This is a genomic window from Erythrobacter sp. HL-111, assembly GCF_900105095.1.
In the GTDB taxonomy this organism is placed as follows: domain Bacteria; phylum Pseudomonadota; class Alphaproteobacteria; order Sphingomonadales; family Sphingomonadaceae; genus Erythrobacter.
Window position 1 is genome coordinate 766213 of sequence record NZ_LT629743.1, and the last position, 22321, is coordinate 788533.

Below are 22321 nucleotides of genomic sequence, written 5' to 3' on the forward strand. Positions count from 1 at the left end.
CGCGCGCGGTGCCCTGTCAAGCCGCTTGCGGCGCGCCGCTCAGCAGGCGTGGAGGTCGGTGCCCTCGACCGGAGTCACGTTCATGATCGCCTGGCCGCGGGTGCGGAAGGTCGCCGTCTCGCGGAAGATGCCGCTGTCGGGGATGATGCCCGTGACGATCCCTTGGGTGATGAGCGGCTCGTAAGGATAGAAGACCTCCGCGACGATCACCATCTGGTTCTGCAGCAGTTCGAGGTCGTTGGCGAGTTCGACCGCCGGCCCGTCCGCGATGTCGTCCGTGTCGGTCCACTGCGTCCCGACGTCGCTCGCATGGCTCCCCTCGAACATGCAGCGCTGCCAGGCGATCTTGTTTTCGACCCCATCGGAATCGCGGTCGTAAATGCCGACCACGGCAGTGATGATCACATTGCCCCCGTTCTCGAACGGGAACGGCCGCGCGACCTTGGGGACGGCGGCGAACATGTCGCCGATCTGGCGCTCGTTCGGCGGCACCTGGTTGCTCGCGACGAGATCGGCCACGGTCGCGGCGATCCGCTCGGTCTTCTGGCGGGCGAGCACGACATTGGTGAATTCGAGCCCGACCAGCCCGAACCCGACGAAGATCGGCAGGGTGTAGGCGAATTCGATGAAGGCCAGGCCCGTTTCGTCACGGGCAAGCCGCCGGGCGAAGGCGGCGGCGGCGGCGCGTCCGCGGGCAGCGCTGGAACGGATCGTCGCCGGGCTCAGCATTCCGCGTCCTTGAACGGTTCGTTGCGGACCACGGTTTCTGCCGAAAGCGCATAGAAGCCCTCGTTGCCGTTGATCGCCTGGGCGACGAAGGGCACGAGCGAGACAACCTCCATGCTGGCGGAGAATTCCACGACCTCGCCGAACTGGCCGAAGTTGCCTTCCTTGCCCATGTCGTCGTCCCACTGGCCGTTGCCGTTGATGTCCTGGTAGGATTCGCCCGGGTCCCACGTCCCGCTCCCATCGATGTCGTTGAAGGGTTCGGGATTGCCGACATTGCGGAAATTCGTGCCGTAGGAGCGCACCTCGAGCTTGGGCGGCTTGTCGTTGAAGGTCGAGACGACCGCGAGCCGCTCCATCAGCTCCTCCTCGATCAGCTCGGCGGTCTGCGCCGGGCATTCGGCGACCTTGGATTCGCGCGAAGCGACCAGGATCGCGCTTTCGAGCGTCGAGCGCGCGAAAGCGACATAGCCCATTTCGAGCAGGGCCAGGAGGAGCATGAACATGACCGGCGCGACGAAGGCGAATTCGACGATCGTCACCCCATCGCGTTCGCGCGCCAGTCTGCCGAACAGGTGGCGGGTCATTGCGAGAGCCTCAGGTCGATCAGCTCCGAGGCGATCTGGACGAAGGCGTTGTTGAGCTCCGCCCCGTTCGCCGCCGAGAAGAAGTGCGTGTTGCGATCGGAGGCGCAGACTCGGAACATCTCGCGGGTGCGATTGCCCGCCGCGTTTTTGCTGAGCGCAAAGGCGATCGTGTAGATCTCGATGCCGTCCGCCTTCATCGCCTCGCAGGTCTTGGCAAAGCGGCGCGAAAGGTGCTCGATTGTGTCGTTCTTGCCCGTGCCGCTGATGATGAGGCGGTCCTCGTAGGTCTTGTAGGCGGTGTAGGCCGTGTCGAGAACCCTGCCCGAGGACCCGGGGCGCCCGTCGTCGCGGCTGTCGAAGTTCCCGTCGGTCATGAAGATCACGATCTTCTTGTTCGGAACGTCGTTCGGACGATTGCGGATGAACACGTCGTCGCGCTCCATCAGCCGGTAGGCCCAGGTCATCGCGGCGTTGTGAAAGGTCCCGGTGCCGGGCATCAGGGCGTAGTTCTCGTCGTCGATGTAGCTCCTGAGCGAGCTCTTGGTCGCCTCGTAGGACACGGGAAGCGCCTGCTGCGGGCACTGGTAGTTGGGCGAAGGACCCCACATGTTGTTGGGCGAGGCGTTCTTGTTCTCGCCCGACTTGTGGCTGTAGAAGCGTGCCTCGCGGTAGTCGTCCTTGTCCGGCAGGCGGTCGAAGTCGATCACCGAGTTGTTCTGGTCGCACCGCCGGGGATTGCCGTTGTTCCTGTTCTTGCAGATGTCGTTGCCGTGCAGGCGCACCAACGCCTCGCGGATCGTGGGAATGTCGAAGAAATCGTCCTGCCTGTTGTTCGGGATCTCGTACCGGTTGTTGATGTCCTGAAACGAATCAACGTAGATCGGCGGGTAGATGAACGGCTCGAACTTAGGCATGCCGTTTTCGCCCGGCATGTTGGCGGTGATGTCGTAGGCGCCCGGATCGACGTAGAAGCGATCATCGGAAATGTTGCGGATGGTCTGGTCGGCGAACACGCAGCCCTTCCAGCCGAGCCGATCATTGAGGCCGATGTCGGTGAAGCCGGGGCGGCTCTGGACCATGCTCGAATCCGCGGCCGCCACCAGATGGCCGACATTGACCATCGTGTTGTAGGGCAGGATCCCGACCGCGAAGTTCTCGCGCGTGTCCTTGCTGCCGTAGATCGTGTTGACGAAATTCTTGGCCGCCGTCTTGAGGTCGCGCATCCGCGCGCCCCGCATCGACCCGGTGTTGTCGAGCACCAGCAGCGCCTCGATCGCGGTCGGGAGGGTCTCCGACGCCTCGGCCACGGCGCGCGCGCTGATCGGCAGGGTATCGATCCCGACGAGCCGCAGCAGCGTCGTGTCGATCGTGCCGCGCACGCTCACCGTGGCGGTGATCACGTCGTTCCGGTCGACCACGTTCACGTCCGGCGTTTCGAGAGTCGCTTTGAGATAGCCGATCGGGAAATTGGCGTAGATGTAATCCTCGCTGATTTCCTGTGCCTGGCTTTCGGAATTGCTCGAGAGCTGCTTGGCCCGCACGGTCGCGAGCGCGCTTGCGTCGGCGGCGCCCTGGAGCTTGGAATTGGCGAGGTAGGCGCGGCCGAAATCGACCCCCGCCCCGATCATCGCCATGGTCGGGATGAGCGCGGCCGCCATCATCGGCAGGACGCTCGCGCTGCTATCGCCGAAAAGCCCCCGCAGCCACCCGCGGGAGTTGGAAACGCCGGTTCCCGAAGATGCCAAACCCGTGTCTGCTCGCATGAGAGTTCCCCTGATTTGGGGAACGCACTATGGGTCCAGCGCTAAGAATTCGTAAAACTTCATCCTTACCGGGCCTTGCCGCGGGCGGATTTTCCTCAGCGGTAACAGACCTTCTTCACCGCCTCGACGATCCGGTCCGCATCGATCAGCGCAAGCTTTTCGAGGTTGGCGGCATAGGGCAGCGGCACGTCCTCGTTGCACACCCGCAGGACCGGCGCGTCGAGGTGGTCGAACCCTTCCTCCATGCAGATCGCAATCACCTCGCTCGCGATCGAGCAGGTCGGCCAGCCTTCCTCGGCGATGACGAGGCGGTTGGTCTTGGCGAGGCTGTCGAGGATCGCCTGCCGGTCGAGCGGGCGCAGTGTGCGAAGGTCGATGACTTCGGCATCGATCCCCTCCTGCGCGAGCCGTTCGGCCGCTTCGAGCGCGAAGCCGACGCCGATCGAATAGGAGACGATGGTGGCGTCCTTCCCTTCGCGCACCACGCGCGCCTTGCCGATGGGAAGGACGTAGTCGTCAAGGTCGGGCACGTCGAAACTGCGTCCGTAGACGAGCTCGTTCTCGAGGAATACCACCGGGTCCTCGCTGCGGATCGCGGCCTTGAGCAGGCCCTTGGCATCGGCGCTGTCATAGGGCGCGATGACCACGAGGCCGGGAACGCTCGCATACCATGGCCCGTAGTTCTGCGAATGCTGCGCCCCGACCCGGCTAGCTGCGCCGTTGGGACCGCGAAAGACGACGGGACAGCGCATCTGGCCGCCCGACATGTAATTGGTCTTGGCCGCCGAGTTCACGATGTGGTCGATCGCCTGCATGGCGAAGTTGAAGGTCATGAACTCGACCACCGGGCGAAGGCCGCCCATCGCCGCGCCCGTGCCGATCCCGGCAAAGCCGTATTCGGTGATCGGCGTGTCGATCACGCGTCTCGGTCCGAATTCGTCGAGCAGGCCCTGGGTGACCTTGTAGGCGCCCTGGTATTCAGCGACTTCCTCGCCCATCACGAAGACGCGCGGGTCGCGGCGCATCTCCTCGGCCATCGCATCGCGCAGCGCCTCGCGCACGGCGATCGAGGTGAACCCGGTGCCCTCGGGGACCTGCGGGTCCGACGCCGCATCGCGCGGCGGCCTGGTATCGGGGACCGAGGCGCCTTCGGACACCTCTGGCTTGCCCCCGCCCGCGTCTTCCGCTTCCGCGTCTTTCCCGCCCTCGCTGTCGCCCTCACCGTCACCCTCGTCGGCGCCGGTTTCTTCCTCGCCCCCGGAACCCGGCAGGGCCGGAGCCTCGACCTCATCCGCTTCCTCGTCGTCCCCGGCGAGCATCGCGATGACCGTCCCGACCGCGACGTTCTCGCTCCCTTCGGGCACAAGGATCTTCGCGAGCGTGCCTTCGTCGATCGCCTCGAATTCCATCGTCGCCTTGTCGGTCTCGATCTCGGCGATCACGTCGCCCGGTTCGATTGCGTCGCCCTCCTGCTTGAGCCAGCGGGCGAGCGTGCCTTCCTCCATGGTGGGCGAAAGCGCGGGCATCTTGAGTTCGATCGCCATTGCTCAATACTCCTCCACCAGCACGTCGGTGTAGAGTTCGCTGGCGTCGGGTTCGGGCGAATTCTCAGCGAAATCAGCCGCTTCGGAGACGGTCTTGCGAATTTCCTTGTCGATCGCCTTCAATTCGGCCTCGTCCTTGCCCGCCTCGATCAGGGTCTTCTTGAGCCGCTCGATCGGGTCGTGCTGCTCGCGCTGTTCCTGCACTTCCTCGCGGGTGCGGTACTTGGCCGGGTCCGACATCGAATGGCCGCGATAGCGATAGGTGTTGAGTTCCATCAGCACCGGCCCCTTGCCCTCGCGCACATGGGCGAAGGCGACCTCCGCCGCGGCGCGCACTTCGAGCACGTTCATCCCGTCGACGTCCATGCCCGGAATGCGGAAGGACGTCCCGCGGCGGTGGAAGCGGGTCTCTGCCGAAGAACGCTTGGTCGAGGTGCCCATCGCGTACTGGTTGTCCTCCACGACGAAGACGATCGGCAGGTTCCACAGCGCGGCCATGTTGAACGTCTCGTAGACCTGTCCCTGGTTCGCCGCCCCGTCGCCGAAATAGGCGAGGCAGATGCCGCCGTCGCCGTTGTACTGGTGCGCGAAGGCGAGCCCGCCGCCCAATGGCACCTGCGCGCCGACGATGCCGTGGCCGCCGTAGAACTTGTGCTCGGTCGAGAACATGTGCATCGACCCGCCCTTGCCCTTGGAAATACCGGCCTGGCGCCCGGTCAGCTCGGCCATGATGACCTTGGGATCTATCCCGTAGGCGAGCATGTGGCCGTGGTCGCGATAGCCGGTGATGACGCTGTCGCGATCATTGTCAAGCGCGCTCTGCAGCCCGATCGCGACCGCTTCCTGCCCGATGTAGAGGTGGCAGAACCCGCCGATGAGGCCGAGCCCGTAGAGCTGCCCGGCCTTCTCCTCGAACCGTCGGATGAGCAGCATCTGACGATAGAATTCGAGCATCTCCTCCTCGCTCGCCGCGTAGACCTTGTTCGATTCGAACGCCTCCTGCAGCGAACGCAGTTCGAAATCGGGATCGTCGGACGGGGCGGCCGGGGCCTTGCGCGCTTTCGAGGCGGGCGCACTCTTCGCGGGCGCGCGCTTGGCGGCGGGCTTTCCGGCGGGCGAGCTTTTCGAAGGGGTCTTGGCCAAGGAGCGAATTCCTCTCTTGCATGATGCGCGCGGCATGGGGGAGGAGGCGCGCGCCGTCTCTCTCGCTGCGCCCTATAGGCATTCGAAGGGGGCGCGCGCAATCACCTGCGACGCGCTCAGTCCTCGATCGTGATGACCACCTCGTCGGCGTGCATCACGCCGAGATTGCGCCGCACGAGTTCGCTCGCAAGGTCGGGATCGGCGGCCTCGGGATCGAGCAGTTCGACCCGGTTGGCGAGCGCATCGCGTTTTTCCGCGAGGGCGGCGATGCGGGCCTCGCGCGCTTCGAGCGCGGCGAGGTTTTCCGACCAGGCGAGCAGGCCCGTCGGCCCGGCCACGGCGGCGGCGCCGAGCACGAGCAGCAGCGCGAGCGCCACGCCCTGTTTCGCCTGCTCACGCACCGGATTTCGCATGATCTGCCTCTAACTGTCCGCCTGTATTGACAGAATCACACTTGGCCGCCCGCTGCAAGGCGAAAAGCGCGGGCCCGCCGCCGTTTCGCGCCGCGCCGAGCGGCCTCGGGACGGGGAACATATGTTGACCCCGACCGATTGGGACAGCAGGAACATCCGGGGATCACATGCAGATAATCGACATACTTCGCGAACAGATCAACGAAATGGCCGCGGGCGTCATCGCGAGCCTGCCCGCGATCGCCGTCGGGATCCTCGTCCTCGTCCTCACGTGGCTCGTCGCAAGGGGCGCCGGACGGATCGCGGGCGCGATCATCGGCAAGGCGGAACTGAGGCCGAGCCTCAGGGGCCTGATCGACCGGCTGGTGCGGCTCGCGGTATGGATGATCGGCCTGTTCACCGCCGCGGTCGTGGTGATACCAGACCTGTCGCCCGCCAGCCTCGTCGCCGGGCTCGGCGTGGGCTCGGTCGCGATCGGGTTCGCGTTCAAGGACATCTTCGAAAACTTCCTTGCCGGAATCCTCATCATGTTGCGCAAGAAGATGCAGGTGGGCGACACGATCGAATGCGAAGGCGTGCTCGGCACGGTCGAACACATTGCCCTGCGCGAAACCTACATCCGGCACTTTTCGGGCGAGCTCACGATCATGCCCAACTCGATGCTCTTCATGAACCCGGTCGAGATCTGGACCGACCTCGACGCGCGCCGCTACGACGTGATGGTGGGCGTGTCCTACGACACCGATCTCGACGCGGCGGAAGCGGCGATACGCAAGGCGGTGCAGAGCGTCGGCCACGTGATCGCGGATCGGCCGATCCAGGTCCTCGCCCACGAGTTCAATTCCTCCTCGGTCGATTTCCACGTGCGCTGGTGGGCGCCTTCTTCCGGCGCGGCGACGCTCGAAAATCGCGACCAGGTGATCCGCGCGATCAAGCGCGAGCTCGACGCCGCGAGGATCGAGATTCCGTTCCCCTACGTGACCCACACCTTCAGGGAGCGCGTGCCGATGGGATCGAACCCGGGCGAAGCGGCATGAAGAACGCCGCGCGGATCCCGCAGGAGGTCCCTGCGGCCGGCGGGTTGCGCGCTTGAACGCGTCGGCCGCGATCGATTCCTCCGCGCCCGACCAGCTCAGCCGCGCGCAGGAATACGTGCTCGCGGTAACGGTCGCGGTGGTGACGGCCAACGCCTATTACATCCACCCGATCATCGGCGAGGTCGCGGCGAGCTTCGATGTGGGCGAGGCGCGGATCGGGATCGTGCCCGCGCTCAACCAGCTCGCGCTCGCGCTCGGCATTTTCCTGCTCCTGCCGCTCGGCGATCGCTATCCGAACCGTTCGCTGTGCATCCTTTTCGTCGCGCTGCAGAGCGTCTTCATGCTCGGCATGGCTCTGGCGGAGGATTTTGCGCTTTTCACCGCGGCCTCGACCCTGCTGGGGTTCGTGACCATCGCGCCCTATCTCATCCCCGCCTTCGCTTCGAAGCGGGTCGCGCCGGAACGGCTGGGACAGGTCACTGCGCTGCTGACGGTGGGCGTGATCTTCGGCATCCTGGTCGCCCGGGTGGGTGCGGGCGTGGTGGCCGAACGCCTGGGCTGGCGTGCGGTCTACTGGTGTGCCTTCGCGCTGATGGCGGCGGTGACGCTGGCGCTTCCCCTCGCCATGAAGAGCGAGGGCGGCGCGGCGAAGCGCCCGGCGGGAAGCTATGGCGCGCTCCTCGCCTCGGTCTTCGCGCTGGGCCGCAGGCATCCCGGAATGCTCGTCTCGGCAGCGATCCAGGGGCTCAATTTCGCGATGTTCACCGCGACCTGGCTCGCGCTCGCGCTGCACCTGACGAGCCCCGAACTTGGCTACGGCGTCGATACGGTCGGCTATCTTGCGGGGCTGGCGGCGGTGAGCATCGTCACCACGCCCCGCCTCGGCCGTCTCGCAGACCGGATCGGCGCTCTCCGGGCGCGGGTGATGGCGGCCGGGGTGCAGGCGGTCGGCCTCGCCCTGCTCTATCCGCTCGGCTGGAGCGCGTGGGGGATCGCCGTGCCGCTGGTGGTCGTCAACATGGTCGGCCCGACGATCGACGTCACCGGGCGCATGACCTTCCTCGCATTGGAGCCTGCGATCCGCACCCGGCTCACGACGGTCTATATCGTCGTCATGTTCCTCGGCGGCGCGCTCGGCAGCCTGCTCGGTCCGGCGGTCTACGACTGGGCGGGATGGGCGGGAACCTCGGCGATGCTGGTCGCCTGCTCGCTTTGCGTGGTGGCGCTTTCGACCCTCTCCCTGCGCGCCGGGGATCGCGGCAGACCCGGCCGGAACGCAGGCGCCTAGGACGTCATCAGCGTTTCCGCGACGATCCCGAGCAGGATCGTCAGGACGCCGAGCCCGACCGACAATTGCACCCTCAGATTCAGGAAATCGCGCGAGGCGAAGCCCAATGCCCGGTCGACCAGCGGCGACAGCGCGATCAACCCGCCGAGATAGAGGAGCGCCGGGCCGGGCCATTCCCACCCGAACAGCCATGGCAGGAACAGCGCGACCGCGATCAGGCTCGGCAGCACCGCGACGAGATAGGCCCCCGCCCCCACCGGCCGGTCGAAGGAATGGGCGATGGCCTGCCCCCACCACACGCCGCCCAGGAAGCTGAAGATCGCCGCCGCATAGGCGAAACCCGCCGCGAGCGCGGCATAGCCCCAGCCCGAACCCGTGCCCGCCGCGGCACCGGGAGCGGGTTCGGCAAGCGCGAGAGCGAGGCAGATGACCTGGGGAAGGAGCCCCGCATAGCCGAGCCAGCGGGCGGCGGGAGTAAGCGTCTTGTGTCCGTCCATGACCTCGCAAAATACATAAGGGTCCGCGCAGTTCCAGCGGCTTGCCGAATGTGCCCGATTGGGGCAGTCGGTGGGCATGGACCTGTTCGATCTTTCCGGCCGCGTCGCGGTCGTCACCGGCGGCAATGGCGGGCTCGGCCTCGGCATGGCTCGCGGCCTCGTCAAGGCGGGCGCGCGCGTCGCGATCTGGGCGCGCAACGAGGAAAAGAACGCGGCGGCGCTCGAGCAACTCGGCGCGCTCGGCAGGGGCGAGGCGATCGCCTGCCGCTGCGACGTGGCCGAGGAGGCGCAGATCGAAGCCGCCATGGGCGAAACCCTCGCCGCCTTCGGGCGGGTCGATGCCTGTTTCGCCAATGCGGGGATCGCGGGCGCGGGGACGGCGATCCCCGACATCGAAACGGACGGGTGGGACCGGGTCATGGCGGTCAACGCGCGCGGGCCGGCGCTCACCTACAAGCACGTCACCCGCCACATGATCGCGCGCGCCGGGGAAGGCGATGCCGGCGGCAAGCTCGTCGCAACCTCGTCGGGCCAGTCGATCATGGGGGTCAACCGCAGCTCCGACTATGCCGCGTCCAAGGCGGCGCTCAACGGGCTCACCCGCGGCGCGGCGTTCGAACTGGCGCGCCACGGCATCACCGCCAACGCGCTGCTCTTCGGCTTCTACGAAACCGACATCACGGCGGCGGCCGATCCCCGGTTCGCCGCATGGATGGAAAAGCGGATCCCGCTGCGCCGCCCGGGCGACCACGCCGGGCTCGAAGGGCTCGCGGTGTTCTTCGCCTCGCCCCATTCGGACTACATCACCGGGCAGTGCCTGCCGGTCGACGGGGGGCTGTGCATCAGCTGAACCGTGCGCGCGCCTTGCGCGGAACGCCTTGCGGAACCATCTGTTGGAAAGCAGCAGCCAGAGACGACGGGGTCAGCTTACGTGTCAGAACCTTCCGACGACGATCGCAACATCGCCGAATCCGAAGCCAACTGGGGCCGCGAGGAACGCGGTCGTCACCGTGCGGTCCCCTCGGGACGCATCTCGCGTGTGGCTAGCTTCGGACAGCTTGTCGGCGGGGTCGCCGGCGGCATGATGGCCGAGGGCGCGCGGCGCATCACCAGCGGGGAGCGGGTTTCGGCACGCGACCTCATCCTCACCCCCGGCAATGCCCGCCGGCTCGCCGACCGCCTGTCGCACCTGCGCGGCGCGGCGATGAAGATGGGCCAGATGATCAGCATGGACGCGGGCGATTTCCTCCCGCCCGAACTCGCCCAGATCCTCGCCACGCTACGCGACCAGGCGAGCTTCATGCCGACCCGCCAGCTCGACCAGGTGCTCAAGGAACAATGGGGCAATGACTGGCGCCGCCAGTTCAGGTGGTTCAATCCCCGCCCGATCGCCGCCGCCAGCATCGGCCAGGTCCACAAGGCGATGACCCGCGAGGGCGAGGAACTCGCGATCAAGGTGCAGTATCCGGGCGTCGCGAAGAGCATCGACAGCGATGTCGACAACGTCATGACCCTGCTGCGCGTCGCCGGCTTCGCCCCGCCCGAACTGGAAATCGACAGGCTGCTCGCCGCCGCGAAGAAGCAGCTCCACGAAGAGGCCGACTACCATCGCGAAGGCGAACAGATGGAGCTGTACGCCAGGCGGCTCGAAGGCGAACCGGGCTTCGTCGTCCCGCGCCTGCACAAGGATCTGACGCGCGAGCACATCCTCGCTATGAGCTTCGAGGAAGGCGCGAGCATCGAGGTGCTGGCCGAGGAAAGCCCCGAACAGCGCGACGAGGTCGTAGGCCGCCTGATGCGCCTCGTCGCGCGCGAACTGTTCGAATTCGGCGTGATGCAGACCGACCCCAACTTCGCGAATTACCGCTATCGCCGCGAGACGGGCGAGCTCGTCCTGCTCGATTTCGGCGCCTGCCGGGAGGTCGATCCGGACGTCTCGAACGGTTACCGCGCCATGCTCGAGGCGGGATTGAGGGGCGACCGCGATCAGGTGCTCAAGGCCACCATCGACAGCGGCTTCATGATGCCGATCGTTGCGGAAAAGCACCCCGAACGGGTGAACCGCATGATCGACGTGGTCATCAACGAGATGCGCGAGGACAAGCCGTTCGATTTCGGCGACCGGGCCTTCGTCCCGCTGCTGCGCGAGGAAGGCTATGCGATCGCGCAGGACAAGGACACCTGGGCCTTCCCCCCGATCGAGACGCTGTTCGTGCAGCGCAAGGTTTCGGGCACGGCGCTGCTCGGCGCGAAGCTCAAGGCGCAGGTCAATATCCGCCGCATCACCGAGGAAGTGCTCGGCTCGACCAAGCCCCTGCCCGCCAAGGCCGCCTGACCGGCCCTTCCCCGCCCCCCGCGGCCCGCTCCGCCGCGGCACACGGCGCCGGCAGGACCAAAAGTGCAATCGCACGGAGGATGTTCCGCAGCGAGTAAACTTTCGTAATACTTAGAAGAAGATTGCGGGTCCGGCATTTGCAGCCTATTGGTTTTCGTCATGGGGCAAGGGTCAGAATCATTTCCGGCGGTCCTGTTCGTCTGCCTCGGCAATATCTGCCGCTCTCCCATGGCGGAAGGCGCGTTCCGCGCCGCTTCGGACAGGGCCGGGCTCAGGGTCGGGATCGATTCGGTCGGAACCGCCGCCTACCATGTCGGCGAACCGCCCGATCCGCGCGCGATCCGGATCGCGCGCGAGAACGGCGTCGACATTACAGGGCTCCTCGGCCGCCAGATCAGGCGCGACGATTTCTACAGCGCGACCCATATCTTCGCGCTCGACCGGGCCAACCTGCAGGGGATCAGGGCGCATGCCCCGCGCGATGGAAAAGCGCAGGTCGCGCTGCTGAACGATGCGGTCGCCGGGTTCGAAGGCCGCCCGATCGAGGATCCCTATTACGGCGACGAGGAGGATTTCCGCCGCGTCTGGAAAGAGATCACCCGCGCGGTCGATGCGGTGGTGGAACGCTTCCTCGCCGAAGGCTGCGAGGCGCGCTTTCCCCTCGCGGACGCCTGACCGGCCTCACCCGCCGCGCAGCAACTGCACGCCCCAGTCGCGCTCGAACAGGTAGAGCAGGATTCGCGCCGCCTCGCCCCGCGCGCTCGTCAGCCCCCCGTCCCGGTCGATCAGCAGCCGCGCATCGGCATGGGCGGCCGGAAGCAGGCGCTGGACCTGGTCGAGATCGGCGAGGTGGAAGGCCGCCTCGCCCGATTGCCGCGTGCCGAGCAGTTCGCCCCCGCCTCTCAGCTCGAGGTCTTCCTCGGCGATCCGAAACCCGTCCTGCGTCTCGCGCATCAGGGCAAGCCGTTTCTTGCCCGTCTCGGAAAGTTCGTTACCACGCAGCAGCAGGCAGACCGATTTCTCCGATCCCCGCCCGACCCGGCCGCGCAACTGGTGCAGCTGCGCAAGGCCGAAGCGTTCGGCCTGTTCGATCACCATCAGGGTCGCGGCTGGAACGTCCACCCCGACCTCGATCACCGTCGTCGCGACGAGCAGCTTCGCCGCACCGCTGGCGAAGCGGTGCATGTTGGCGTCCTTGATTTCGGGCGCGAGCTGGCCGTGGACCATCACGACCGCATCGCCGAAGCGTTCCCTGAGGGCCGCGAAGCGCGCCTCGGCCGCGGCGATGTCGTCGCTGTCGTTTTCGCGCACCATCGGGCACACCCAATAGGCCTGCTGCCCGCCCGCAAGGTGCCGCGCGACCCCGGCGACGACATCCTCCATCCGCTCCTGCGCCACGACCCGCGTGTCGATCGCCTGCCGCCCGGGCGGGAGTTCGTCGAGGCGGCTCACGTCCATCTCGCCGTAATTGGCCAGTGTCAGCGAGCGCGGGATCGGGGTGGCCGTCATGGCGAGCGTGTGCGGGGCGCGGCGGCCCTTGGCCGCGAGCGCGAGCCGCTGGGCAACGCCGAAGCGGTGCTGTTCGTCGATCACGACGAGGCCGAGGTCACGGTAGGCGACGCTGTCCTGGAACAGCGAATGGGTGCCGACGACAATGTCGATCGAACCGTCGAGCAGCCCCATCAGCAGCCCCTCGCGCTCGCGCCCCTTGGCCCGTCCGGTCAGCAGCGCAACCTCCACCCCGGTGCTCGCGGCCATGCGGCGCAGCGTCTCGTGATGCTGGCGTGCGAGGATTTCGGTCGGGGCGAGCAGCGCGGCCTGCCTGCCCGCTTCGACCGCGATCAGCATCGCGGCGAGCGCGACCACGGTCTTGCCCGCTCCGACATCGCCCTGCAGCAGGCGCAGCATCGGGGCCTCCTGCGCCATGTCGCCCTCGATCTCGGCAATCGAGCGCTTCTGCGCGCCGGTCATTTCGAACGGCAGGGAAAGCTTCGCCCTCAGTCGCCCGTCGCCGACCAGCGCCTGCCCCTTGCGGCGGCGGCTGTCGGCCTTGACGAGCAGGAGGGCGAGGCTGTTCGCGAGCAATTCGTCATAGGCGAGCCGGTCGCGCGCGGCGGCGTCCCCGTTCCGGTGCGCGAGCCGCAGCGCCTCGCGCCATGCGGGCCAACCGGCGCGTTCGAGCTGGCCCGGCTCGATCCATTCGGGCAGGTCCGGCAGTCGGGCGAGCGCCTGATCCACCAGCGCGGCGACGCGCGGCTGGGTCAGCCCCTCGGACAGGCGATAGACCGGCTCGTTGAGCCGCCCGAGATGCGCCCCGCCCCCGTCCCCGCCGTCACCTTCGCCCCCGCCTTCGACATGGTCGGGATGCACGATCTGGAGCATGTCGCCATAGCGGTCGAGCCGGCCCGCGACCCAGCGCCTTTCCCCGACCGGCAGCAGCTTCTTCGCCGCATAGGACGCCCGCCCGAAATAGGTGATCGCGCAGATATTGCCCGCCGCATCCTGCGCCAGCACCCGGTACGGCCCGCGCTGGGAGCGCGCGGCGCGGTGTTCGGTCGGGGTCAGCGCGACGACGACCTGTTCGCCCTCGGCGCCTTCGTCGAGATCGGCGATCGCCCGGCGGGAAACGAACCGTTCGGGCAGGTGGTAGGCGACGTCCTTGACCCGTGCGAGGCCGAGCCGCTCGAGCGGTTTCGCGAGCTTCGGTCCCACGCCCTCGAGCGAGCGGGTCTCGGCGAAAAGCGGGTTGAGGATTTCGGGACGCATCGTGCCCTGGCGCTACCACCGCCCCTTCGTCATGGCGAGCTGCTGGCGACACAATCCTTGGACAAACCGCGCGATCGATGCCGGCGGTCGGCGCGCGATGGCCGCGCCGGTTTTTCGCGCTTCGTGCAATGACGAGTTGATGCCGCCGTCCGCAGCCCCTAATCTGGCAGCCATGGTCGAGATCAATTCCCCCGACACCCCCACTTTCGAACAGCGGCTCGCCCGCGCGAAGTTCCGCGCCTGGCATCGCGGCACGCGCGAGGCGGATTACATGATCGGGGGCTTCTTCGACCGCTATCATGCGACCTGGGGCGAAGCGGAGCTCGAATGGTTCGAGGATCTCCTCGCCGAAGACGATGTCGACGTGATGGCCTGGGGTCTCGGCACGCAGGTCGTACCCGAACGTTTCCGGGGCGCGCTGATCGAGGCGATGCGCAAGCTCGACTACGTCGACATCCCGCGCTAGGGCGCGCGCACCTTTCCCCGGCCGCGGCGGGAACGCCTGCGCGCCCTTGCGCCTTTGACCTAAACGATCATGCCCGACCTTTCCCGCATCCTGGCGAGCGAAACGCCGCTCACGCTCACTTCGCTGCCGCGGGGGAGCCTGCCGCTGGTGATGGGCGACCTCGCCCGGGCCGCGAAACGGCGCGCCGTCTTCATCGCGCCCGACGATGCCGCGATGCGGTCCGTGGCGGAAGCCGCGCGCCTGTTCGCGCCCGAGGTCGAGGTGATCGAGCTGCCGGCATGGGACTGCCTGCCCTATGACCGCGCGAGCCCGGCCCTGTCGATCAGCGCGGCGCGGCTTTCGGCGCTGCACCGCCTGCAGAACCCGCAAAGCGGATCGCAGCTGCTCGTCACCACCGTCAACGCCGCGCTCCAGCGGGTGCTCACCCCCTTCCGCGTCCGCGAGAGCGTGCGCGAATTCGCGCCCGGCACGACCATCGGGCACGACAGCCTCGCCAGGCTCCTGACCCGCGCGGGCTATTCGCGCACCGACACCGTGATCGACCACGGCGAATTCGCGGTGCGCGGGTCGATCGTCGACATCTTCCCCTCCTCGCTCGACCAGGGCCTGCGGCTCGATTTCTTCGGGGACGAGCTCGAAAGCCTGCGCCTGTTCGATCCCGGCACGCAGCGCTCCACCGGCACGCTGAACTCGCACCTGCTGCTGCCCGCATCCGAGGCGCTGCTCGACGAAGCCAGCATCAAGCGTTTCCGTTCGACCTACCGCGAATTGTTCGGGGCGAGCGCGACGCAGGACCCGCTCTACGAAGCGGTGAGCGAGGGGCGGCGGCTTGCGGGGATGGAGCACTGGCTACCGCTGTTCGAAGAACGGCTTTCGACCCTGTTCGACCATCTCGACGCGGCCGACGTCATGGTGATCGACGCGCAGGCGATCTCTGCCAGCGAGGAGCGGATCGCCGACATCGCCGACTATCACGACCAGCGCACGCGCACGGGATCGGACCGATCGGGCAGTTACCGTCCGCTCGCCCCGGATGCGCTCTATCTCACCCGGGACGAATTCGCCGCGGCACTGGCCGCCGCCCCCGCGCACCGCGCGAGCGTCTTCGCCGCGCCCGAGGGCGAGGCCTCGCTCGATTTCGGGTTCAGGGCCGGGCGCGATTTCGCGCCCGAGCGCGCCCGCGGCGACAATGTCTACGAAGCCGCCGCGCAGCATCTCAAAGCGATCGCCAGGGCGGGCAAGCGCCCCCTCCTCGCCGCCTATTCCACCGGCAGCGCGAAGCGGATCGGGTCGATCCTGTCCGAGGCCGGCACGCCCACGCGCATCGCGGACACCTGGCAGGAAGCGCTGGGCCTTTCCGCCAGGGGCGATGCGACGATCATGGTCCTGCCGCTGGAGGCGGGCTTCGCCAATGACGACCTCGAAATCGTCACCGAACAGGACGTGCTCGGCGACCGGCTGGTGCGGCGCAAGAAGAAACGGCGCGATTCGGACGCTTTCCTCGCCGAACTTCAGGCGCTGTCGAGGGGCGACCTGGTCGTCCATGTCGAACACGGGATCGGCAAGTATCTCGGCCTCGAACCCATCCCCGTGGGCAAGAGCCAGCACGATTGCGTCGCGCTCGAATATCACGGCGGCGACAAGCTGTTCATCCCGGTCGAGAACATCGACGTCCTATCGCGCTACGGCTCTTCCGAGGAAGCGGTCCCGCTCGACCGGCTCGGCGGCGAGGCATGGCAGAAACGGCGCGCCCGGCTCAAGGAGCGGATCACCGCGATCGCCGGCGAGCTGATGAAGGTCGCGGCCGAGCGTGCGCTCAAGAAAGCCCCGGTGTTCGAGCCCGAGGAAGCCAGCTTCAACCAGTTCGTCGACCGTTTTCCCTGGGACGAGACCGAGGACCAGGACCGCGCCATCGAGGAAGTCCTGCGCGACCTCGAAAGCGGCAGGCCGATGGACCGCCTGGTGTGCGGCGATGTCGGTTTCGGCAAGACCGAGGTCGCCCTGCGCGCCGCCTTCGTCGCGGCGATGAGCGGGCGGCAGGTCGCGGTCGTCGCGCCCACCACCCTGCTCGCCCGCCAGCACTACCAGAATTTCGCGAGCCGGTTCGAGGGTTTCCCGCTGAAGGTCGGCCGCCTCTCCCGCCTCGTCTCGCCCAGGGAAATGGCCGAGACCCGCGAGGGGCTGGAAAAGGGCGACATCGATATCGTCGTCGGCACCCACGCGATCCTTTCCAAATCGACGAGCTTCCGCGATCTCGGCCTCGTCATCGTCGACGAGGAGCAGCGCTTCGGCGTCACCCACAAGGAAAAGCTCAAGCAGCTGCGCTCCGACGTCCACATGCTGACGCTCACCGCGACGCCGATCCCGCGCACGCTGCAGATGGCGATGAGCGGCCTGCGCGAGCTTTCGACGATCCAGACCCCGCCCGTCGACCGGCTCGCGGTGCGGACCTACGTGATGGAATGGGACGACATGGTGATGCGCGAGGCGCTGCTGCGCGAACATCACCGCGGCGGGCAGAGCTTCATCGTCGTCTCGCGCATCTCCGACATGGCGCCGCTCGAGGAATGGCTCCACGAGAACGTCCCCGAAGTGAAGGTCGTCTCCGCCCACGGCCAGATGTCGCCGAGCGAGATCGAGGAGCGGATGAGCGCCTTCTACGAGGGCAAGTACGAGGTGCTGCTGTCGACCACGATCGTCGAATCCGGCCTCGACCTGCCATCGGCCAACACCATCATCATCCACCGCGCCGACCGCTTCGGCCTCGCCCAGCTCTACCAGCTGCGCGGCCGCGTCGGCCGGGCGAAGCTGCGCGCCTATGCCTATCTCACCTATGAAAAGGACGTGCAGCTGTCGGAGATCGCCGAGAAACGGCTGAAGGTCCTGTCCGACCTCGACAGCCTCGGCGCAGGGTTCCAGCTGGCAAGCCACGATCTCGACATTCGCGGCGCGGGCAACCTCCTGGGCGACGAACAGTCGGGCCATATCCGCGAGGTCGGCTTCGAACTCTACCAGTCGATGCTGGAGGACGCGATCCTTGCGGCCAAGGCGGGCGAAATGGGCCTCGAACCGGCACGGGACAAGGTTTCGCCCCAGATCACGGTCGATGCGCCGATCATGATCCCGGAGGACTACGTCCCCGACCTCGCCGTGCGCATGGCGCTCTACCGCCGATTGAACCAGGCCGAGGGCAAGGCCGAGATCGAAAGCCTCGCCGCCGAAATGATCGACCGTTTCGGAGACCTGCCCGCACCGACGCAAAACCTCGTGCGCCTGATCGAGATCAAGCACCAGGCGATCGCGGCCAACATCGCCAAGATCGACGTCGGCGCGCGGGGCACGCTTGTCACCTTCCACAAGGACGACTTCCCCGACCCCGCCGGCCTTGTCGCCTATGTCGACCGGCTGCAGGGCACGGCCAAGCTGCGCCCCGACATGAAGCTCGTCATCAACCGCGCCTGGGGCGATCCGCAGAGCCGGTTGAACGGGCTGTTCCAGCTGACCAAGGGGCTGAGCGGGATCGTGAAGAAGGCGGCGAAGGCGAAGGAAAAGAAGACCGAGGCGGCCTAGGTTCGGGCGCGCGCCCCGGACACCCTATGGCCGCTGTCCGGCGCGCGACGGTGCAACCCGACTGCCTGCTTGCAACCCCGTTCCCGCCCTTACCGTCACCCCGGCGCAGGCCCGGGTGCGGGACCCGTGCGTCACCTTTTCGAGGCTCACCCGTGCCCCTTCCCGCGCCCCTTGCGGGCGAGTTCCAGCATCGCCTCGCTTTTCATCGGCTGGGCGCGCAGGAAGCCCTGCCAGTGATCGCACCCTTCCGCGACCACCGCCGCGCGCTGGACCTCGCTTTCGACTCCCTCGGCATAGACCGCAAGGTCGAGCGCCTTCGCGACCTGCACGATCGCCCGGAACACGGCGAGCGAAGTGCGATCCCCGGGCACGCCGTCGAGCATGGTCTTGTCGAGCTTGAGCGCGTCCAGCGGCAATTCGCGCAGGTAGCGGAAATTGCAGAACCCCGCGCCGAAATCGTCGAGCGCAGTGCGGAAGCCGAGTTTCCTGAGCGCGGCGAGCGCCTCGCCCGCCTGTTTCAGGTTCCGCAGCAGCACGTCCTCGGTGATCTCGAGCATGAGCCGGGCGGGCGCGATGGCGCTGCGACCGATCAGCCCCGCGAAATCGGCCGCGAAGCGCGGGTCGCCCAGCTCCTCGGGCGTGATGTTGAGCGAGAGCGCAAGCCGCTCGGGCCAGCGCTCCGCCTGTTCGAGCGCGCGGGCGACGACATGGCGCGAGAGCGGCGCGACCAGCGCAGCGGGCTCGGCAATGGCGAAAAGGTCGCGCGCACCGATCTCGCCCAGCGTCGGGTGGTGCCAGCGCGCCAGCGCCTCGGCCCCGGTGACGATGCCGGTCGCGCAGGCGAATTGCGGCTGGAACAGGACCTCGATCTCGCGCCGGTCGAGCGCGGCGAGGAGGTCCGTCTCGAGCAGGTCAGGGCGCACGCCGGCAAGGACGGAGCTGCCCTGCCCCGCCCTGGCCCGGCCGCCCGCCGGCCGGTTTTCGAGCCCCTGCCCCCGCAACGATCGTCGCCGGTCCATCAGAAATCGCACTCCCTTCGCGGGTTCGCCGCCCTTTCGCGGAGATGGCGTTGTCTCCGCATGGAATTGTCCTAGGCATGAACGGGCGGGATGGGCAGGACAATCGGAAACACGGCCTGAATTGAAACATTGCGGCGAATCTGTAATTGCCGCGGGGAGCCTGGGGGAAACGGGCGCGGCGGGACGGGGACATCATGGAAACGACAGGCGAAGAGCCGCACCAGTTCAAGAGGCCCTGCCTGCTCGCATCGGATACCGAGCGCGCGCAGATCGCCTACGAGACGCTTCTGGGCCAGCACGACTGGGCCTCGCTCGAGGAGGCCGACAGCGCGGTCGTGCTGGGCGGCGACGGGTTCATGCTGCAGACGCTGCACGACATGCTCGACCGGGCGCGAATCATTCCCGCCTTCGGGATGAACCTCGGGACGGTCGGCTTCCTGATGAACCGCTTCACGCCGAAGATGGACGTGCTCGGGCGATTGAACCGCGCGAAGCACAAGGCGATCGCCCCCTTGCGGATCGAGGCCGTCACCCAGAGCGGCGAACGGCACTCGCTGTGCGCGATCAACGAACTCTCGATCCTGCGCGAGACCCGCCAGACCGCGAAGATCGAGGTGACGGTCGGCAGCCGGGTGCGAATCCGGGAACTGGTCTGCGACGGGGTGCTGGTGGCGACGCCCGCGGGCTCGACCGCCTACAACCTGTCGGCGAACGGCCCGATCCTGCCGCTCGACAGCGAGGTCCTGGCGCTCACCCCGATCAGCCCGTTCCGTCCACGGCGCTGGCGCGGGGCGATCCTGCCAGACCGGATGAAGATCATCCTCAAGGTGCTCGAACCGGTCAAGCGGCCTGTCGCAGCGGTTGCCGACCAGAAGGAACTGCGCGACATCGCCGAGGTCACGCTCGAGATCGCGCGCGACACCGAACTCGAATTGCTGTTCGATCCCGGCCAGTCGCTCGAGGAGCGGATCGTCTCGGAACAATTCGTGACGGCCTAGCCGGCCCCCGGGGGGCGGTTTTGCCGGGGGCGGGCCATGCCCGGGATTTTCGCTGCGAAGGCTCTTGCAAAACCCCACGCGCCCCCATATACGCGCGGCTCGCTCCGGCAGACAGACCGGGGCTGCTCCCCGATAGCTCAGCGGTAGAGTAGGTGACTGTTAATCACTTGGTCGTTGGTTCGAATCCAACTCGGGGAGCCACACTTACCGCCCGCCGCCCCGGGCGATCCCGTTCGCGGGCCGCAGGGCGATAATCCTTCAGGAAACGTTTTCGGAAAGTGCGACGCGCCCGCGATCAGGCGGCGAAGCGCTGGTGTCCCCGACAGGATTCGAACCTGTGGCCTTCGGATTAGGAATCCGACGCTCTATCCTACTGAGCTACGGGGACGTTGCGATCGCTTCCATAGCATCGCGTGCCGGGTCGGCAATCCCCCGCCGGCAACCGGGCGGGGATGCCCGCTTCAGTTGATATCGTCCGGCGGGGCGACCGGGAAAGGCAGCGGGGCAACCGGCACGCCCTCGTCGATCAGCGCCTTCGCTTCGGCGAGGCTGGCGCGTCCGTGGATCGGGGCCTCCTCGCGCTCGCCGTAATGCATCGCGCGCGACGCTTCGGCGAAACCGTCTCCGACCCAGGTGCTCTTCTCGAGCGCCCGCGCCTGCGCCTTGGCAAGCGCGGCGAGCGCCTTGTGCACTTCCTTCGGCAGCTCACGGTTCGCGACCGGCTCGCCGGCTTGCGCCGGCTCGGGCGCGCGGGCGGATGCGGGTTCGACCCGCTTGCCCTTGGCCGGCACCAGTGGCGCCATCGGCGCCTTGCCGACATCGCCGGAGCCGCATTCGGGGCACGCGATCAGGCCGCGCGTGCGCTGGCTTTCGAAATCGGTGGAGGAGCCGAACCATCCCTCGAACCGGTGGCCCGCCTCGCAATGCAGGTCGAATACGATCATAGCGGTCGTGATTTGGGGATTTCGCGGCGGTTGGCAAGAGAAGGCACCTGCGCGCGCACCGCCCCGATCCGCGAAAGGTCGATGTCGCAATAGCCGAGACCCGGACCCTCGTCCCCCATGTCGAGCAGGATATCGCCCCACGGGTCGATCACCAGGCTGTGGCCGTAAGTCGTGCGCCCGTCCTCATGTTCGCCGACCTGCGCGGCGGCGATGACGAAGGCGCTCGCCTCGATCGCCCGGGCGCGTTGCAGGACGTGCCAGTGCGCTGCGCCGGTCGGGACGGTGAAGGCGGCGGGAATCGCGATGCAGTCGCACAGCCGGCGGCCGAGTTCCTCGAACAGGGCGGGAAAGCGGATGTCGTAGCAGATCGTGAGGCCGAGCCGCCCGACCGGGCTGCCTTCGACACAGGCCACCTGCGCGCCCGGCGCGTAGGCATTGCTTTCCCGCCAGCTCTCCCCGCTCGCCAGTGCGACGTCGAACAGGTGCAGCTTGTCGTAAAGCGTGGGCGCGCCGCCATCCGCGGGAAAGTAATGCGCGCGGTTGAGCCACTTGCCCGAAGGATGCGCGACCGGCATGGAGCCGAGCGCAAGGTCGATCCCGGCCTCGACCGCGAGCCCGGCAAGCCGCCGCGGATAATCGGCGTAACCGCTCGCCGCGATGGTGCGCGCGGCCCTCCGGCGATCCCGGTCGAGCAGCAGCGCCATTTCCGGGGTGAACAGCGCGAGGGCGCCCTCCTCCGCGGCCCGTGTTGCCGCCTCGGCGATGGCGGCGAAATTCGCCTCGGGATCGATTCCCGAGCGCATCTGGAACAGCGCGATGCGCGTCACGCGCCGGCATTCCCCGCGAGCAACGGGTCGAGCTTGCCTGCCCGGTCGAGCGCAGCGAGATCGTCGTAGCCGCCGACATGAACCTTGCCGATGAAGATCTGCGGCACCGTCCGGGCCGTCGGCGCGCGCTGCATCATTTCCTCGCGCCGCGGCCCGCCCATGGTGATGTCGTGTTCGCTGTAGGCAGCGCCCTTGGCATCGAGGAGCTGCTTCGCGCGCACGCAGAAGGGGCAGGCGAACTTGGTGTAGATGTCGATCGTGGGACTGGTCATGCTGGCCTTTTCGCTGTGTCGGAAGGGATCGCAAGGGCCGCATTCCCGCGGTCTGCGAGCCCTCTTGAAAGCAATATCGCCTGCCCTAACTAGGACCTGCCGCGGCGTTTCGCCAGTCTCGGGAAA

The 22321-nt window shown here is 67.4% G+C and carries 20 protein-coding genes and 2 tRNA genes; 9 read left to right on the plus strand and 13 right to left on the minus strand.

Annotation, left to right across the window (positions count from 1 at the left end; translation table 11 throughout):
- Positions 1-39: 39 nt before the first annotated feature.
- The 6 genes from BLU08_RS03655 to BLU08_RS03680 all read right to left on the minus strand — a co-directional run bounded on the left by BLU08_RS03655 (position 40) and on the right by BLU08_RS03680 (position 6176).
- Positions 40-729 carry a TadE/TadG family type IV pilus assembly protein gene (locus tag BLU08_RS03655; RefSeq protein ID WP_090195435.1) on the minus strand — a complete coding sequence of 230 codons (690 nt, stop codon included), beginning with the start codon at positions 727-729 and terminating at the stop codon, positions 40-42.
- On the minus strand, positions 723-1313 hold the full coding sequence (locus tag BLU08_RS03660) for a TadE/TadG family type IV pilus assembly protein (RefSeq protein WP_090195438.1): 591 nt from the start codon (positions 1311-1313) through the stop codon (positions 723-725). The genes BLU08_RS03655 and BLU08_RS03660 overlap by 7 nt, the downstream gene beginning before the upstream one ends.
- Positions 1310-2974, minus strand: coding sequence for a pilus assembly protein TadG-related protein (locus BLU08_RS03665; RefSeq protein ID WP_172800976.1), 1665 nt, complete (start codon positions 2972-2974; stop codon positions 1310-1312). The genes BLU08_RS03660 and BLU08_RS03665 overlap by 4 nt, the downstream gene beginning before the upstream one ends.
- A 197-nt stretch (positions 2975-3171) precedes the next feature.
- Positions 3172-4620, minus strand: coding sequence for a pyruvate dehydrogenase complex E1 component subunit beta (locus BLU08_RS03670; RefSeq protein ID WP_090195444.1), 1449 nt, complete (start codon positions 4618-4620; stop codon positions 3172-3174).
- A 3-nt stretch (positions 4621-4623) separates the two neighbouring features.
- The gene (pdhA, locus tag BLU08_RS03675) at positions 4624-5763 is read right to left on the minus strand and encodes a pyruvate dehydrogenase (acetyl-transferring) E1 component subunit alpha (protein WP_369816828.1); all 1140 of its coding nucleotides are present in this window, start codon (positions 5761-5763) and stop codon (positions 4624-4626) included.
- 116 nt (positions 5764-5879) lie between these two features.
- Positions 5880-6176 carry a septum formation initiator family protein gene (locus BLU08_RS03680; protein ID WP_090195452.1) on the minus strand — a complete coding sequence of 99 codons (297 nt, stop codon included), beginning with the start codon at positions 6174-6176 and terminating at the stop codon, positions 5880-5882.
- 167 nt (positions 6177-6343) lie between these two features.
- On the opposite strand from BLU08_RS03680, the gene BLU08_RS03685 reads away from it, so the two are divergent.
- Positions 6344-7213, plus strand: a complete 870-nt coding sequence (locus BLU08_RS03685) for a mechanosensitive ion channel family protein (RefSeq protein WP_090195455.1) — start codon at positions 6344-6346, stop codon at positions 7211-7213.
- 52 nt (positions 7214-7265) lie between these two features.
- A complete protein-coding gene (locus BLU08_RS03690) occupies positions 7266-8501 on the plus strand; it encodes an MFS transporter (RefSeq protein WP_233996070.1) in 1236 nt (411 codons plus the stop codon).
- Here BLU08_RS03690 and BLU08_RS03695 read toward each other — a convergent pair.
- Complete coding sequence (locus BLU08_RS03695; RefSeq protein ID WP_090195458.1) at positions 8498-8998, minus strand: DUF3429 domain-containing protein; 501 nt, start codon at positions 8996-8998, stop codon at positions 8498-8500. The two genes, BLU08_RS03690 and BLU08_RS03695, sit on opposite strands and share 4 nt — an antisense overlap.
- A gap of 58 nt (positions 8999-9056) precedes the next feature.
- Here BLU08_RS03695 and BLU08_RS03700 point away from each other — a divergent pair, with 58 nt between their 5' ends.
- The 3 genes from BLU08_RS03700 (at position 9057) to BLU08_RS03710 (ending at position 12008) form a co-directional block, all read left to right on the plus strand.
- On the plus strand, positions 9057-9848 hold the full coding sequence (locus BLU08_RS03700) for an SDR family NAD(P)-dependent oxidoreductase (RefSeq protein ID WP_233996071.1): 792 nt from the start codon (positions 9057-9059) through the stop codon (positions 9846-9848).
- Positions 9849-9929: 81 nt separating this feature from the next.
- On the plus strand, positions 9930-11333 hold the full coding sequence (locus BLU08_RS03705) for an AarF/ABC1/UbiB kinase family protein (RefSeq protein WP_233996072.1): 1404 nt from the start codon (positions 9930-9932) through the stop codon (positions 11331-11333).
- A 159-nt stretch (positions 11334-11492) separates the two neighbouring features.
- Positions 11493-12008: a low molecular weight protein-tyrosine-phosphatase gene (locus BLU08_RS03710; RefSeq protein ID WP_090195464.1), complete on the plus strand. Its 516-nt coding sequence runs from the start codon at positions 11493-11495 to the stop codon at positions 12006-12008.
- A 6-nt stretch (positions 12009-12014) separates the two neighbouring features.
- On the opposite strand, the gene recG is transcribed toward BLU08_RS03710, so the two are convergent.
- Positions 12015-14099: an ATP-dependent DNA helicase RecG gene (gene recG, locus BLU08_RS03715; protein WP_090195467.1), complete on the minus strand. Its 2085-nt coding sequence runs from the start codon at positions 14097-14099 to the stop codon at positions 12015-12017.
- A 172-nt stretch (positions 14100-14271) separates the two neighbouring features.
- Here recG and BLU08_RS03720 point away from each other — a divergent pair, with 172 nt between their 5' ends.
- Both BLU08_RS03720 and mfd read left to right on the plus strand, forming a co-directional pair.
- Entirely contained in the window at positions 14272-14565 is a 294-nt protein-coding gene (locus BLU08_RS03720; RefSeq protein WP_090195470.1) for a succinate dehydrogenase assembly factor 2, read from the plus strand.
- Positions 14566-14634: 69 nt separating this feature from the next.
- The gene (mfd, locus tag BLU08_RS03725) at positions 14635-18135 is read left to right on the plus strand and encodes a transcription-repair coupling factor (protein WP_090195473.1); all 3501 of its coding nucleotides are present in this window, start codon (positions 14635-14637) and stop codon (positions 18133-18135) included.
- A gap of 146 nt (positions 18136-18281) precedes the next feature.
- Here mfd and BLU08_RS03730 read toward each other — a convergent pair whose 3' ends face one another.
- Positions 18282-19154, minus strand: coding sequence for an EAL domain-containing protein (locus BLU08_RS03730; RefSeq protein ID WP_090195478.1), 873 nt, complete (start codon positions 19152-19154; stop codon positions 18282-18284).
- Positions 19155-19348: 194 nt separating this feature from the next.
- Here BLU08_RS03730 and BLU08_RS03735 point away from each other — a divergent pair, with 194 nt between their 5' ends.
- Positions 19349-20152, plus strand: coding sequence for an NAD kinase (locus BLU08_RS03735; protein ID WP_090195481.1), 804 nt, complete (start codon positions 19349-19351; stop codon positions 20150-20152).
- Between the two features lie 126 nt (positions 20153-20278).
- Positions 20279-20353 (plus strand) — tRNA-Asn (locus tag BLU08_RS03740).
- A 110-nt stretch (positions 20354-20463) separates the two neighbouring features.
- Here the strand turns inward: BLU08_RS03740 and BLU08_RS03745 are convergent.
- The 4 genes from BLU08_RS03745 to grxC form a co-directional block, all read right to left on the minus strand.
- Positions 20464-20540 (minus strand) — tRNA-Arg (locus tag BLU08_RS03745).
- A 73-nt stretch (positions 20541-20613) separates the two neighbouring features.
- Positions 20614-21096 (minus strand): DUF1178 family protein, encoded by a 483-nt coding sequence (locus tag BLU08_RS03750; protein WP_090195484.1) that lies wholly within the window; start codon positions 21094-21096, stop codon positions 20614-20616.
- Positions 21093-21923: a nitrilase-related carbon-nitrogen hydrolase gene (locus tag BLU08_RS03755; RefSeq protein WP_090195490.1), complete on the minus strand. Its 831-nt coding sequence runs from the start codon at positions 21921-21923 to the stop codon at positions 21093-21095. The genes BLU08_RS03750 and BLU08_RS03755 overlap by 4 nt, the downstream gene beginning before the upstream one ends.
- Positions 21920-22195, minus strand: a complete 276-nt coding sequence (grxC, locus tag BLU08_RS03760; RefSeq protein WP_090195493.1) for a glutaredoxin 3 — start codon at positions 22193-22195, stop codon at positions 21920-21922. Before grxC ends, BLU08_RS03755 begins: the two co-directional genes overlap by 4 nt.
- Between the last annotated feature and the right edge of the window lie 126 nt (positions 22196-22321).